Source organism: Croceicoccus pelagius, from assembly GCF_001661915.1.
Lineage (GTDB): Bacteria > Pseudomonadota > Alphaproteobacteria > Sphingomonadales > Sphingomonadaceae > Croceicoccus > Croceicoccus pelagius.
The window spans coordinates 134,604-147,053 of record NZ_LYWY01000019.1; the positions used below are offsets into that span (position 1 = coordinate 134,604).

Sequence of the window (12,450 nt, forward strand, 5' to 3'; positions counted from 1 at the left end):
CCTTGTCCCTTACCGAGAAACCGTGCCGACGCGGCGGATCTTACGCTGAAGCTGCATCACGCCGTAAAGCAGCGCTTCTGCAGTCGGCGGGCAGCCAGGCACATAGATGTCGACCGGCACGATGCGATCGCAGCCGCGCACGACCGAATACGAATAGTGGTAGTAGCCGCCGCCATTGGCGCACGAACCCATCGAGATCACGTACTTCGGATCCGACATCTGGTCGTAGACCTTGCGCAGGGCCGGAGCCATCTTGTTGCACAAGGTTCCGGCGACGATCATCACGTCCGACTGGCGCGGCGAAGCGCGCGGGGCGACGCCGAAGCGTTCCATATCATAACGCGGCATGTTCACGTGGATCATCTCGACCGCACAACAGGCAAGGCCGAACGTCATCCACCACAGCGAACCGGTGCGGGCCCACTGAAACAGTTCCTCGGTGCTGGTGACGAGGAAGCCCTTGTCGTTCACCTCGGTCTGAAGCGCGTGGAAATAGTCCTGGTCCGGCTGGCGGACCTCTCCGGGCTGGGCCGCGGGGACGAGGGTTTCGTTCACTCCCATTCCAGGGCTCCCTTTTTCCATGCGTAGGCAAAGCCGACGACGAGTTCACCGAGGAACACCATCATCGTGATCCAGCCCGGCCATCCGGTCAGATCGAGGCTGACGGCCCAGGGAAACAGGAACGCCGCTTCGAGATCGAAGATGATGAACAGGATGGCGACGAGGTAGAAACGCACGTCGAACTGGCTGCGCGGATCCTCGAACGCGGGGAAGCCGCATTCGTATTCCGAGTTCTTCTCGGCATCCGGGTTGTGCGTTCCGGTCAGGCGGGAAACGCCCATCGGTAGGAACACGAAGAGTGCCGAGAGGGCCACTGCGACCCCAAGGAACATCAGGATCGGAAGATATTGCGATAGGTCGACCAAGACAGACTCGCTTTGCTTTGGCGCGTTGCGGTTGCGAGAAGCGCCCTAGGCATCTGTCAGGCGACGCGCAAGGGGGACCTTGGCCAAAGTCCCCTACCCCTTTCGTCTGAAACCACTTTCTAGAGGGGCAAACCGACCATTCGGACCGCGATTCCGGCCAGCGCGAGAAACAGGCCGAGCGGCAGGGCCGACTGCGAATCCACGTCCTCCCCCGCGAGTCTCAGGACGATTGCCGCCGCAATTCCGGCGAGCGCTGCCAGCAGGAGAGTCGCGATCACGCCAAACATGCCGAGCCAGAGCCCGATCGCGCCGAGCAGCCAGGGATCTGCCTTGCCCAGTCCTTCCCGCCCGCGGAGCCAGCGATAGCCAAGCGCGGAAGCAGCGAGCAGCGCGAAACCGAGCGCACCGCCCGCTATCTGGTTGAGCGCGACCTCCTGCCATTCGTCGGCGGAGATCGTCACCAGCACCGAACTGACCGCCAGCAGCGCGACGAGCCGCGTGGGAAGCCAAAAATGCCTCCCGTCGAGCAATGCCAACAGCAAGAGCTGCCAACCGAAAATCGCCGTAGTCAGTGCATCGAGCCAGTCCGCACCAAGCGCCACGGCAGCGCCGCCGATGAGCGCCCCGCCCAATTCCGCCAGCAAATGCTGCGTGTCGATCGTAGCGCCGCATGCCCGGCAGCGCCCCCGCGCAAAAAGGTAGGAAATGACCGGCAGGAGATCACGTACCGCCAGAACGCGGCCGCATCCGTCGCACTTCGACCTGCCGGTTACGATGCCTTCATCGCGGGGAAGCCGCATGGCGACGGCGCCGATGAAACTACCGACGAGCAGCCCCAGCCCCGCGCCGCAAAGAACCCACGGCCAGTCCACGGATCAGGGTTCGCCGTCGCCCCAGAGGCTGCCTTCGTCCATCCACCCCGACTTTTCCCCGATCGTGACTTTGCACCAGCCCGACTTGCAGTCGCCTAGCGTGACGACCACGCCCGGTTCGGCGCGCCAGAGCAGCGAGGCGCCTGACGAAGGTTCCGCGCGGATGGCGGACGGTTCCTCGCCGGTGACGATCGCGCTGCGTTCCAGACTCAGGAAGCGCGAGACGATCCAGCCCCGCGCACCGTCGGGATCTTCGACCAGTCGCCAACCGCTCATCTTGCGCACGACTTTGAGTGGCAGGCCCGCACGCTGATAAACCCATTCGATAGGGTAGGCTTCGCTCGGCCCGACGCGCATGTTGGCCTCGTCCGCGCGGAGCGAGACCCAATAGGGCACCTCATCCTCGGCATGGGCGGGCGCGGCGATGGCAAGGCTGACGATAGCGGCGCAGATCGGCCCGGTAAGCGAATGGCGCGGCATGGAAACTCCGGTGCGCGAAACAAGTGACAGGATCTTGCGCATAGCGCCCCGCCGCGCCCACTAGCAAGCTCGGACGCTTGACCAGCCCCCGCCTGTGGACGTAGCGCGGTTTCCATGCCCAATCGCACCGAGACCAGCCTGTCGAGCACCGAGACCCGCCGTATCGAGGGCAAAGCCCGCGTCGGGGTCACCCGCCACCTCCTCCCTTCCATCGAAACGCGCATGGAAGAATTGTTCGACGCGAAGCTGAACCGCGAGGACAGGCCACTTTCGCGTGACGAGATGGCTGCGCTGATGCAGAACATCGACGTGCTGGTGCCGACGGTGACCGACCATATCGACGGTGAACTGATCGCCAATGCCGGTCCGTCGCTTAAGCTGATCGCCAATTTCGGCGCGGGCACCGATCATATCGATCTCAAGGCCGCTCGCGCCAAGGGGATCATGATCACCAATACGCCGGGCGTCTTCACCGAAGACACCGCCGACATGACGATCGCGCTGATTATCGGCGTAATGCGCCGGATGCGCGAAGGCACGCGCCTTGTCCGCCGCAAGGAATGGACCGGCTGGGCACCATCGGCGATGCTGGGACGCAAGCTGGCAGACAAGGTACTGGGCATCGTCGGCATGGGTCGCATCGGGCAGGCCGTCGCCCACCGCGCCCGCGCCTTCGGCATGCAAGTCGTCTATCACAACCGCCACCGCCTGCCCGAAGCGCTGGAACGGATGCTGGGGGCGGAATATATCCCGACGCTCGATGCATTGCTGGAACGGTCCGACATCGTGACCCTGCATTGCCCTGCGACTTCAGCAACGCACGACCTGATCGATGCACGCGGCTTCGGACTGATGAAAGACAGCTCGGTCATCATCAACACCGCTCGCGGTGAATTGATCGACTATGAGGCGATGATCGACGCGCTCTATTGTGGCAAACTGTTCGGCGCAGGCCTCGACGTCTTTCCGGATGAACCGCAAGTCGACCAGCGCCTAATCGATCATCCCAACGTAATTACCCAGCCCCACCTCGGTAGCGCGACCGAGGAAGGCCGTGCGGCATCGGGTGAGCGCGTAATCGCCAATATCCGCACCTGGGCCGATGGACATCGCCCACTGGACTGGGTGCTCGAAGGTTGGGCTTGAAGCGGGAGCGGACCCGATGGTCCTTGCCGCCGGACTTTGCGCAAATTGCGGGCTATGCTGCGATGGCAGCCTGTTCGGCACGGTCGAGATCGTCGAGGAAGACGCTGACCGGCTGCACGATCTGGGTGTCGTGCTGACGCCTTGTGAAGACGACAATTACGATTTCGACCAGCCCTGCCCGATGCTGAAAGGTACGCGCTGCACGATCTACGCGCAGAGGCCCGAGACCTGCTCCGACTTCCGGTGCCCGACCTTGCGAGAACTGGATGCCGGAGAAATCGCGCTGGACGTGGCGCAGGCCCGCGTCGCCACTGTGCGCGCAATGTTCGCGGACCTCGCGAAGCACGATCCGCGCAGCTACCAGCAACTTCGCGCGCAGTGGGCCGATGACCGGCTGGCAGGCGCCGACGCGATGGCGACGGCGCTGCTCAACCTCGGGATCGAGAGCATTAATCGCTACCTCGACCGACATTTCCGCCGCGGGGAGGAGCGGGTCTATGCCGACCCGGATGATCTGAAAATCAGTTCGTAGGTTCGCGACCGGCGGATTGAGTCGGCGTGTAGCGGAGCATGCCGACGATGCCGCCTCCCCCATCGTTGGGATGCAGCACACCGTCCATCACTGCGATTTCGGCAAAATCGAAAGGGCTCATCCCGTCGATGCAGGCGACATTGACGCCAAATTGATGCGGGTTCGATCGCCGCTGGTGATGCGTGTAGATGCCGCACTTCGAACAGAAGTAGTGCTTCGCGGCACCGGTGTTGAAGGTGTAGAGCGTCAGGAGCCCTTCCCCGCGCGTCACCGTGAAATCGGCCAGATCCGCGCTCAACGCTACGGCACCGCGCATTCGGCACAGCGAGCAGTTGCAGCGCCGCGCGCTCGCCAGATCGACTTTCGCCACGAAGCCGACGCCGCCGCAATGGCAGGCGCCGGTCACATCGCGAAAGTCGGTTTCGGGCATCAATCGCCGGTCAGAATACGCTCAACAAGCTCCTTCACCGTCGGCGTATAGCCGTTGGAATAGAACGGGTCCTGTTTGAAGCGGTATGCCGCATGGCCAGCAAAGGCGAGGTTTTCGTCCACCGGACCGCCGTGGGCAATGTCCTGGAGTGTTTTCTGGATGCAGAAGCTGCGCGGATCGGCAAGACGGCCCGTGGTGTAGTCGTCATGATCCTTCCACGATGAGAAACCGCAGTGCGACAGGCAACCCATGCAGTCGGCCTGGTCCTTGCGGATCGTCTCACGCTCTTCCGGCGTCACGAAGACGACCGTGTCGTCAGGCGTTTTGAGAGCGGTTTCGAACCCTTCGGACGCCCAGCCACGTGCGCGGTCGCGATCGTGTTCGGTGACCCAGAAGTTCTTGCCCTTCACGCCGACGTCGAGCTGCGCTGTGTGATCGCCCGCCTCGACACGCGAGTAGGGAATCTGACGCTCCGACCGCGCTTCGAGATTGCGCAGGAACGGATTACGAATGGCCGAGGAATAGAAGCCCGTCGGCGAAAACTTGTGCAGCAGGACGTCGCCTGGCTCCAGGTTGCGAAGCGCGTCTTTCCAGCCCTGCGGGATCGGGCTTTCCTGCGTCAGCAGCGGGCGCGTGCCGAACTGGAACGCGATCTTGCCGATTTCCGGATTGTCGATCCAGTTCTCCCACTCGCGCAGGAACCAGACGCCGCCGGCCATGACGATGGCGGTCTCTTCCGAAACGCCTTCCTTGCGCATCGTCGCGCGCAGTTCGGCAACGCGGGGATAGGGGTCCTGCGGCTCACGCGGGTTTTCCGCGTTCGACAGGCCGTTGTGCCCACCGGCCAGCCACGGGTCTTCATAGACCACGGCGGCCATCAGTTCCGGAACTTTCGAATAGGAACGCTTCCACAGAGCGCGGAAGGCGCGGGCCGAGGAGATGATCGGCAGGTAGCAGACGTTGTAGCGCTGCGCGATCTCGGCCAACTTGTAGGGCATGCCCGCACCGCAGGTCACGCCGGTGACGAGGCCCTCGGTCTGTTCGAGGATACCTTCGAGAACCGCCTGAGCACCGCCCATTTCCCACAGGACGTTGATGTTGATCGCGCCATGCCCGTTTGAAATCTCGTGGGCGCGCTTCACCTGTTCCACGCCGCCGTCAATGGCGTAGCGGATCAACTGCTCGTGCCGTTCCTTGCGGGTCAGCTGTTCGTAGACCTGCGGGATAATCTTGCCCTCGGCGTCGTAGCTGTCGGCGTTCACCGCGCTGACCGTGCCGATGCCGCCTGCCGCTGCCCAGGCCCCCGAACTCATGTGGTTCGTGGCCGACACGCCCTTGCCGCCCTCGATCAGCGGCCAGACTTCTTTGCCGCCGTAATTGATGGGCTGCAACCCCTTGAAACTCATGTGCTTACCGTCCCGGTTTCGGGCGCGCCATCAAGGCTGCCCAGGTGTCTCTCGATATCGGTCCCGGCTGCCACATCCTGTTGGCAAGCCTCGATATCCTGCGGATCGGGGCGAGAACCCTCGGCCTCGAACCGCGCGTAATAACCGGCCAGTTCCGGCCGGCGGATGAAGGCGGCAAGGCGAAAGCCCACCGCCTCGAATTCACAGAATAGCAGAACCGGCGGAATTCCGTGCGAATCCGTTGGCCGGTCGGTGTCGACCACGATTACCTGCCCCTTGTCCTTCAGCGCCGGACGGAGCCGCCACAGGAAGGCATAGGGCTCGGAAACCTCGTGGTACATGTGGACCAGGAAAATGCGGTCGAAGCTGTTTTCGGGCAGCTTGGGATCATCCTCGGACCCGCGCGCGATCGACACGTTGTCGAGCCGTTCGCGCTGCACACGCGCGCCAAGCCGATCCAGCACTTCGGGATCGATGTCCTGCGCCAGGACGCGGCCACGCGCGCCAACCCGTTCGGCAAGCCGCGTGGTGTAGTACCCTTCGCCCGCGCCGATGTCGGCCACGGTCATCCCCTCGCCGATGTTGGCAAGATCCATGACGGTCGCGGCTTCCTTGCGGTCATCGCGCGAACGTTCGGTGGCGACCTGGTTGCTGGTCGTTTTCGAGACGGGCCGGTCAGGCTGCGGAAAATCGCGCGCGGTGGCCGCCCGCTTGTCACCGGCCGCCGTGATGTCGCACCCGGAAAGGGTGAGAGAGGCCGTCAGGACAAGCGCGGCAGACAAGGCGCGGGAGGCGATCAATCCACGTCTTCCACTTCGACTTCCTCGCCTGTCACGCGCTGCGCGAGGGCGGCGGTGATGAACGGGTCGAGCGCGCCGTCGAGAACATCGCCCGGGTTCGTCGATACATGGCCGGTACGCAGGTCCTTCACCTGCTGATACGGCTGCAGCACGTAGGAGCGGATCTGGTGCCCCCAACCGATCTCGGTCTTGGCCTGGTATTCACCCGAGGCCGCGGCCTCACGCTCTGCCAGTTCCTTCTCGTATAGCCGCGCCTTCAGCATGTTCATCGCGGTGGCGCGGTTCTTGTGCTGCGAACGGTCGTTCTGGCTGGCCACCACGATACCGGTCGGCTGGTGGGTGATGCGAACGGCGGAGTCGGTCGTGTTGACGTGCTGTCCGCCCGCGCCCGAAGCGCGATACGTATCGATCTTCAGGTCCGCTGGATTGATCTCGATCTCGATGTCGTCATCGATCACCGGATAGACCCAGACCGAGCTGAACGAGGTGTGGCGACGGGCCGAGCTGTCGTATGGGCTGATGCGGACGAGGCGGTGAACGCCGCTTTCCGTCTTGGCATAGCCGTAGGCGTTCTCGCCCTTGATCAGCAGGGTCGCGGACTTGATGCCCGCCTGTTCGCCCGCCTGGTATTCGACCAGCTCGACCTTGTAGCCGCGCCGTTCGGCCCAACGCGAATACATGCGCTGTAGCATCTCGGCCCAGTCCTGGCTTTCCGTGCCGCCGGCACCTGCATGGACTTCAAGGTAGGTGTCGTAGCCGTCCGCCTCGCCCGAAAGCAGGGCGCCGACCTTGTCGCGGTCGGCCCGCTCGACCAGCGAGGCAAGCGTCGCGATGCCTTCGCCGACGATATCTTCGTCGCCCTCGGCCTCGCCCATTTCGACGAATTCGATCGCATCGGCCATTTCGGCCGAGATCGCCTGCACCGCACGGATCGAGGTTTCGAGTCGGCCACGCTCACGCATCACTTCTTCCGCACCCTTGGGATTATCCCACAAGGTCGGGTCCTCGACGCGTGCGTTAAGCTCGTCCAGACGACGCAGCGCGGCGTCCCAGTCCAGCGATCGGCGGATGAGTGCAAGTGCCGCTTCGATGCGGTCAATATGGGCCTGCCCTTCGGCACGCATGGTGAATTCTCCGTAAGTCGGCGGTCCGCTTAGCCCAGCGGGTCCGATGTGGAAAGTGGGTGCTGTCGCAAAAGAGCCGCAGCGGCAATGCTGTCCCCGACGTGGGACCGAACGCGGGTCAGCCCTTGCGCTTCATCGCCTTTACCGCCGCCAGCGTCTTCGAAACGTGTTCGCGCCAGTCGAGATCGGAATGGACCATGACGATGCGGCCGTCGGTGCCGATGACATAGGATGTGCGATCGGTCAGCCCGGTCGGCACGCCTTCGCGCTTCAATGCGACGTCATAGGCGCGGATCAGGCCGGGTGTCGCGCGGGCCACGGGAAACTCGTCCCGGCACGCCTCGGTCGAGAACTTCTTGAGCGTCTCGATGTCGTCGTTGGACATACCAACAACCTGCGCGCCCGCTGCGCGGAACTCGTCCATCGCCTCGGCAAAGGCGTGCGCTTCCAGTGTGCACCCCTGCGTGAACGCCTTGGGATAGAAGTAGAGCACGACCGGGCCCTTCTTCAGCGCCTCGTTCAGGTCGAAGCGGAAGGACTTGCCGGCCAGCGCACCCGAAGTCGTGAACAGGGGCGCCTCGGCCCCTTTCTTCAGCGCGGCACTGGCAGGAACGGCTATGGTCGCGCCAATGGCGGCAGCCGCCACGACGAGGGAGAGAGCGAGCTTTTTCATGGAGCCTTCAATGGGGCTTGCTGCAGCGAAAGTCCATTGCCTGACAGTGCACTGCAACAATGCAGGCAATCAATAGATGCCGCCCTGGTCCTCGAGGAAGGTGTCGTCGATCCGGCGCGGCCCACGCTTCTGGACGGCGCGTTCCTCGGTTGCGGCACGAAGCGCGGCAATCGCGGCGTTGCGGCGCTCTTCCAGCGTCTGGCGGTCGAGTGAACGGCGCGGTTCGCTGTCAGGCTTGAACGCTTCCCAGATGATCGCGGGCGTCCACTCGTTCGTCGGCCAGCCATCGAAGACGCGCTTGCCCGAACGTCGGTCGATGCGCACCATGCGAATGTCCTTGGGGGCGCGAACAGGCGTCGTCGGCCAGCGGCTCTTCGTTTCCTCGATCAGCTGCTTGATGATTGGGCCGGCGGTATTGCCGCCCTGCACCCAGCCACCAAGGTTGCGCGGCTGGTCGAAGCCGACATAGACGCCGGCCACCAGATCGGCAGAACCGCCCACGAACCAGGCATTGGTCGGGCCCGAAGTCGTACCCGTCTTGCCGAAGATCGGCAGTTCGAGGCTGCGCAGGCGCACGGCGGTACCGCGCGTCACGACGCCTTCCAGCATGTGGACGACCTGATATGCCGTGCCGGCATCGAGCACCTGTTTGCCCGCAGGCGCGAGGCGCGGCATGGCCTTGCCGTCCCAGTCATCTGCGTTGCAGACCTCGCAGCGGCGCTTGTCGGCCTTCCAGATGACCTTGCCGTCGCGGTTCTGGACATAGTCGATGACTGTCTGGTCATACTGGCGACCAAGGTTGGCCAGCGCGGAATAGGCGTTGACCATCTTGGCGACGGTCGTGTCGCCAGCGCCAAGCGCGAAGGACAGGTAGTTCTGATAATCGCCGATGCCGACGCGGCGGAACGTGTCGGTGACATTGTCCATGCCTGCATCGTTGGCGATATGGATCGTCATAAGGTTGCGCGACTGCTCAAGGCCCCAGCGCATCGTCTGGTCCCCTGCCCCGCGCGAATTGCCGAAGTTGCGGAAGCACTTCTCGCCAAGACCCGCACCTTGCCAGACGCAGAACGGCCCGTCGTTGACGAGCGTTGCCGGCGTCATGCCCTGATCAAGTCCCGTGGCATAGACGAAGGGCTTGATGGTCGAACCCGGCTGACGCTCCGCCTGCGTAGCGCGGTTGAACGAACCGAGACGCGCATCGAAACCGCCCTGCATGGCCAGGACGCGGCCATTGCGCGGATTTTCGACGACGAGGCCGCCCGAAACGGTCGGCACGGTGCGCACGACCCATTCGGACTTGTTCTTGGGCGCAGCGGTAATGACATCGCCCGCCTTCAAATTGTCGGGCAGATTCGAGAGCGGATAAGTCTCGCCATCGGTAAAGCCGATGCGCGCGCTGTTGCCACTACGCTCGGTAACGACGCCAACCTTCCAGTCTTCGTAGTCGATGGCGAGGTTCGAAACGATAAGCTGGGTCTGCCAGTTCTCGTCCATGTTGATCTTGGCGATCGGGCCGCTCCAGCCCTTGCCGCTGTGATAGCGCAGCAGGCCGGCACGGAGCGCGGCGCGGGCCGCTTCCTGCAATTCCATGTCGAGCGAGGTGCGAACCCAGAGGCCGCCGGCATAGACCGAGTTCTCGCCATCGTCGGCGGTTTCACCGAAGCGGTCAATCAGACGGCGCCGTACTTCCTCGACGAAATACCCGCCTGCGGGGTCGTAACTGGCAATGCGGCGCGGCACGAGCCCTAGTGGCTTCGCCTTGGCCTCTTCCACTTCGGCTCGAGTCGCCCAGCCATTATCGACCATCTGTTCGAGCACGTAGTTCCGGCGCTCAAGCGCCATATCGGCATACTTGGCGCGACCATAACGTTCAGGCGCCTTGGGCAGAATTGCGAGGAAGGCCGCCTCGTTAAGGTCGAGATCGGCGACGTCCTTGTCGAAATAGGCGCGGCTTGCGGCCTGTACGCCGAAGCTCTGACGGCCCAGCGGAATTTCGTTGAGATAGAGCTCCAGGATCTGTTCCTTCGTCAGCACGCCTTCGATGCGGCGGGCAAGGATCATTTCCTTGAGCTTGCGCGTGATCGAGTATTCGTCACCCACAAGAATGTTCTTGGCGACCTGCTGCGTAATGGTCGAGCCGCCCTTGGCCCGTTGGCCCGAACCCATCTTGCTAACATAGTCGACGACTGCACCGGCAAGACCGCCGACATCGACGCCTCCATGGCTCCAGAACGTCTTGTCCTCGGCCGACAGGAAGGCGTCCTGAAGCTGCTTGGGAAAATCGACATAGCGCAGCTGCACGCGGCGTTCGCGGGCATAGGAGTTGACGATCTCACCGTCGATGCCGCGCACCATCGTGGGAAGCGGCGGCTGATACGTCAGCAGGCGGTCGGCCGACGGCAGACCCGCGCCAAGCGCGAAGTACCCGCCGACAAGCAAGACCAGGCCCAAGGCGGCAAGTCCCGAAAACCAGCGGAACAGGCGGCTTTCGCGCCAGCGAGTGCGAAGGTTCGTCCCAAGAGCGGACATGTCGTCCCGGGCACGGTTCCAGTACGTTTCGAATTGCGATCCCACGGTCATCGACCCTGCCCTAGCACGGCCTTTTGCGAAGTGGAAAGATGCTTGGCGACAGGGCGTTGAAACTTCGTGTGCAAGCGAAGGTCAGCGCGGCTGCGAAGTGAGCAGATCGGCAAGTATCGCGCGGGCCAGCGCCTCGGCGACAGCCTGCCGCGTAGCAGGGTCGGAAAGCCGTTTCGCGTCGTCGGGATTGGTCAGGTAACCGGCCTCGAACAGGACCGAGGGAAGTTCGGGCGAGCGCAAAACCACGAAGTTTGCCGAGCGGCGAAACGGCTCGTGCCGGGGCATCGCACCTGCCGATTCCTCGTCTATCGACGCTGCAAGCCCAACCGAGGCGAGCGCCGTCTCGCGACGCATCAGGTCCGCGAGCACGTGCGCCACGTCGTCCGCTCCGTCGGGCAGGTCGATGCCGCTGGCGCTCTCGTTCTCTATACGGGCGAGAGCCTGCGCCTCACGGTCGGACGCACGGGAAGAAAGGACATAGACGTTCGCCCCCTGTGCCTCGGGCACCGGCGCGCTGTCGGCGTGGATCGATACGAAAGCGTCCGCGCCCAACGCTTCGGCCAGTCTGGGACGCTCCTCCAGCGGCAGGAACCGGTCGGTCTCGCGAGTGAGCGCCACGCGCACGCCGCCAAGTTCCAGAAGGATATCGCGAACCGAAGTGGCGAGCGCGAGGGCGATGTCCTTTTCACGCGCGCCATCGGTACTGCTGGCACCCGGGTCGAACCCGCCGTGTCCGGGGTCGATGACGACAAGCGGCGCATCCGCCCCTGTCCGGTCGGACACCGCGATCCGCGGCAGTTCCGCTGCCTGCAAGTCCGGCAATTCGCGCGAGATGACCGCATCGCCGCCGCCGGGAAATGCGACACCGAAGCCGAAGCCGAGCGTCGCACCGAGAATCGCGCCGCCCACGACAAGTAGCGCGGCACGTCCCCTGTTGGGACCCTCGTCCGCGCCGTCGTCGCTGTCTACCGCCCTGACCATGGGCGCTGACTATCCCTGCGGCTGCCGGACAGGCAAGGATTACCGCCGCATCATGCTCAGATTGTTGCGCGCGGTATTGCTTTTTGTTGCCGCCGCCGATCACTGATGCTAGCGTCACCGACGAACCGGGACAGTCAGGTCCGTTCGGTTTTCAAGCCCTTCCCAAGATGCGCGTCCTTTGCGCCGGGGCGGAAGTGGCGCCTTCGGAAGGAGGCAGGAAACCGTGTCGCGCCCTGGGCTGATGTTCTCCCGGCGTGCCGAGTGGCAGGCCCGTATAGCGGCATCGCGCTGTTTAATCAGCTGCGTGCCGATCGCGAAGCTGCGCGGATGAATAGGTAAGTTTTTATGGTCGAAACATCGTCGATTGCAGTGAAATGCCTGCCCACCGGGCCGGCCGCTGCTCTCGCCGTGAGCGCCCTTGCGCGCGCCTTCGATCCCACCCACACACAGTTTTCAATTCCGGCAACGCGCGTCCTGCGTGCTGCCGACCTCAACGT

General features: G+C 63.8%; 13 protein-coding genes. 2 read left to right on the forward strand and 11 right to left on the reverse strand.

The features are described from left to right. Positions 1-9 precede the first annotated feature (9 nt). From A9D15_RS04100 to A9D15_RS04115, 4 genes are all read right to left on the reverse strand, one after another. On the reverse strand, positions 10-561 hold the full coding sequence (locus A9D15_RS04100; protein ID WP_066762030.1) for a NuoB/complex I 20 kDa subunit family protein: 552 nt from the start codon (positions 559-561) through the stop codon (positions 10-12). After that, positions 552-926, reverse strand: a complete 375-nt coding sequence (locus A9D15_RS04105) for an NADH-quinone oxidoreductase subunit A (RefSeq protein WP_066762031.1) — start codon at positions 924-926, stop codon at positions 552-554. Before A9D15_RS04105 ends, A9D15_RS04100 begins: the two co-directional genes overlap by 10 nt. A 119-nt stretch (positions 927-1,045) precedes the next feature. Then, positions 1,046-1,798 (reverse strand): prepilin peptidase, encoded by a 753-nt coding sequence (locus A9D15_RS04110; protein ID WP_066762032.1) that lies wholly within the window; start codon positions 1,796-1,798, stop codon positions 1,046-1,048. A gap of 3 nt (positions 1,799-1,801) precedes the next feature. Further along, on the reverse strand, positions 1,802-2,320 hold the full coding sequence (locus tag A9D15_RS04115) for an SH3 domain-containing protein (protein ID WP_229660362.1): 519 nt from the start codon (positions 2,318-2,320) through the stop codon (positions 1,802-1,804). Between the two features lie 72 nt (positions 2,321-2,392). Between A9D15_RS04115 and A9D15_RS04120 the strand changes: the two genes are divergently transcribed. Beyond that, positions 2,393-3,424: a 2-hydroxyacid dehydrogenase gene (locus tag A9D15_RS04120; protein WP_066762033.1), complete on the forward strand. Its 1,032-nt coding sequence runs from the start codon at positions 2,393-2,395 to the stop codon at positions 3,422-3,424. Positions 3,425-3,440: 16 nt separating this feature from the next. Then, a complete protein-coding gene (locus A9D15_RS04125; protein ID WP_066762035.1) occupies positions 3,441-3,956 on the forward strand; it encodes a YkgJ family cysteine cluster protein in 516 nt (171 codons plus the stop codon). Here the strand turns inward: A9D15_RS04125 and A9D15_RS04130 are convergent. From A9D15_RS04130 to A9D15_RS04160, 7 genes are all read right to left on the reverse strand, one after another. Continuing rightward, positions 3,946-4,386: a GFA family protein gene (locus A9D15_RS04130; RefSeq protein ID WP_066762036.1), complete on the reverse strand. Its 441-nt coding sequence runs from the start codon at positions 4,384-4,386 to the stop codon at positions 3,946-3,948. The two genes, A9D15_RS04125 and A9D15_RS04130, sit on opposite strands and share 11 nt — an antisense overlap. Next, entirely contained in the window at positions 4,386-5,792 is a 1,407-nt protein-coding gene (locus A9D15_RS04135; RefSeq protein ID WP_066762037.1) for an NAD(P)H-dependent flavin oxidoreductase, read from the reverse strand. Before A9D15_RS04135 ends, A9D15_RS04130 begins: the two co-directional genes overlap by 1 nt. Continuing rightward, on the reverse strand, positions 5,789-6,592 hold the full coding sequence (locus A9D15_RS04140) for a class I SAM-dependent methyltransferase (protein ID WP_082924245.1): 804 nt from the start codon (positions 6,590-6,592) through the stop codon (positions 5,789-5,791). The genes A9D15_RS04135 and A9D15_RS04140 overlap by 4 nt, the downstream gene beginning before the upstream one ends. After that, positions 6,589-7,716, reverse strand: a complete 1,128-nt coding sequence (gene prfB / locus A9D15_RS04145) for a peptide chain release factor 2 (RefSeq protein WP_066762039.1) — start codon at positions 7,714-7,716, stop codon at positions 6,589-6,591. Before prfB ends, A9D15_RS04140 begins: the two co-directional genes overlap by 4 nt. A gap of 118 nt (positions 7,717-7,834) precedes the next feature. After that, complete coding sequence (locus A9D15_RS04150) at positions 7,835-8,389, reverse strand: peroxiredoxin (protein ID WP_066762042.1); 555 nt, start codon at positions 8,387-8,389, stop codon at positions 7,835-7,837. Between the two features lie 69 nt (positions 8,390-8,458). After that, entirely contained in the window at positions 8,459-10,972 is a 2,514-nt protein-coding gene (locus A9D15_RS04155; RefSeq protein WP_066762044.1) for a penicillin-binding protein 1A, read from the reverse strand. Positions 10,973-11,053: 81 nt separating this feature from the next. Continuing rightward, complete coding sequence (locus A9D15_RS04160; protein WP_082924246.1) at positions 11,054-11,953, reverse strand: N-acetylmuramoyl-L-alanine amidase family protein; 900 nt, start codon at positions 11,951-11,953, stop codon at positions 11,054-11,056. Between the last annotated feature and the right edge of the window lie 497 nt (positions 11,954-12,450).

Bases quoted from the DNA above. Each gene is read 5' to 3' on its own strand.
- A9D15_RS04120 (WP_066762033.1), top strand. From the start codon at position 2,393: ATGCCCAATCGCACCGAGACCAGCCTGTCGAGCACCGAGACCCGCCGT.
- A9D15_RS04100 (WP_066762030.1), bottom strand. From the start codon at position 561: ATGGGAGTGAACGAAACCCTCGTCCCCGCGGCCCAGCCCGGAGAGGTC.
- A9D15_RS04130 (WP_066762036.1), bottom strand. From the start codon at position 4,386: ATGCCCGAAACCGACTTTCGCGATGTGACCGGCGCCTGCCATTGCGGC.
- A9D15_RS04155 (WP_066762044.1), bottom strand. From the start codon at position 10,972: ATGACCGTGGGATCGCAATTCGAAACGTACTGGAACCGTGCCCGGGAC.
- A9D15_RS04125 (WP_066762035.1), top strand. From the start codon at position 3,441: ATGGTCCTTGCCGCCGGACTTTGCGCAAATTGCGGGCTATGCTGCGAT.
- prfB (WP_066762039.1), bottom strand. From the start codon at position 7,716: ATGCGTGCCGAAGGGCAGGCCCATATTGACCGCATCGAAGCGGCACTT.
- A9D15_RS04135 (WP_066762037.1), bottom strand. From the start codon at position 5,792: ATGAGTTTCAAGGGGTTGCAGCCCATCAATTACGGCGGCAAAGAAGTC.
- A9D15_RS04115 (WP_229660362.1), bottom strand. From the start codon at position 2,320: ATGCGCAAGATCCTGTCACTTGTTTCGCGCACCGGAGTTTCCATGCCG.
- A9D15_RS04150 (WP_066762042.1), bottom strand. From the start codon at position 8,389: ATGAAAAAGCTCGCTCTCTCCCTCGTCGTGGCGGCTGCCGCCATTGGC.
- A9D15_RS04160 (WP_082924246.1), bottom strand. From the start codon at position 11,953: ATGGTCAGGGCGGTAGACAGCGACGACGGCGCGGACGAGGGTCCCAAC.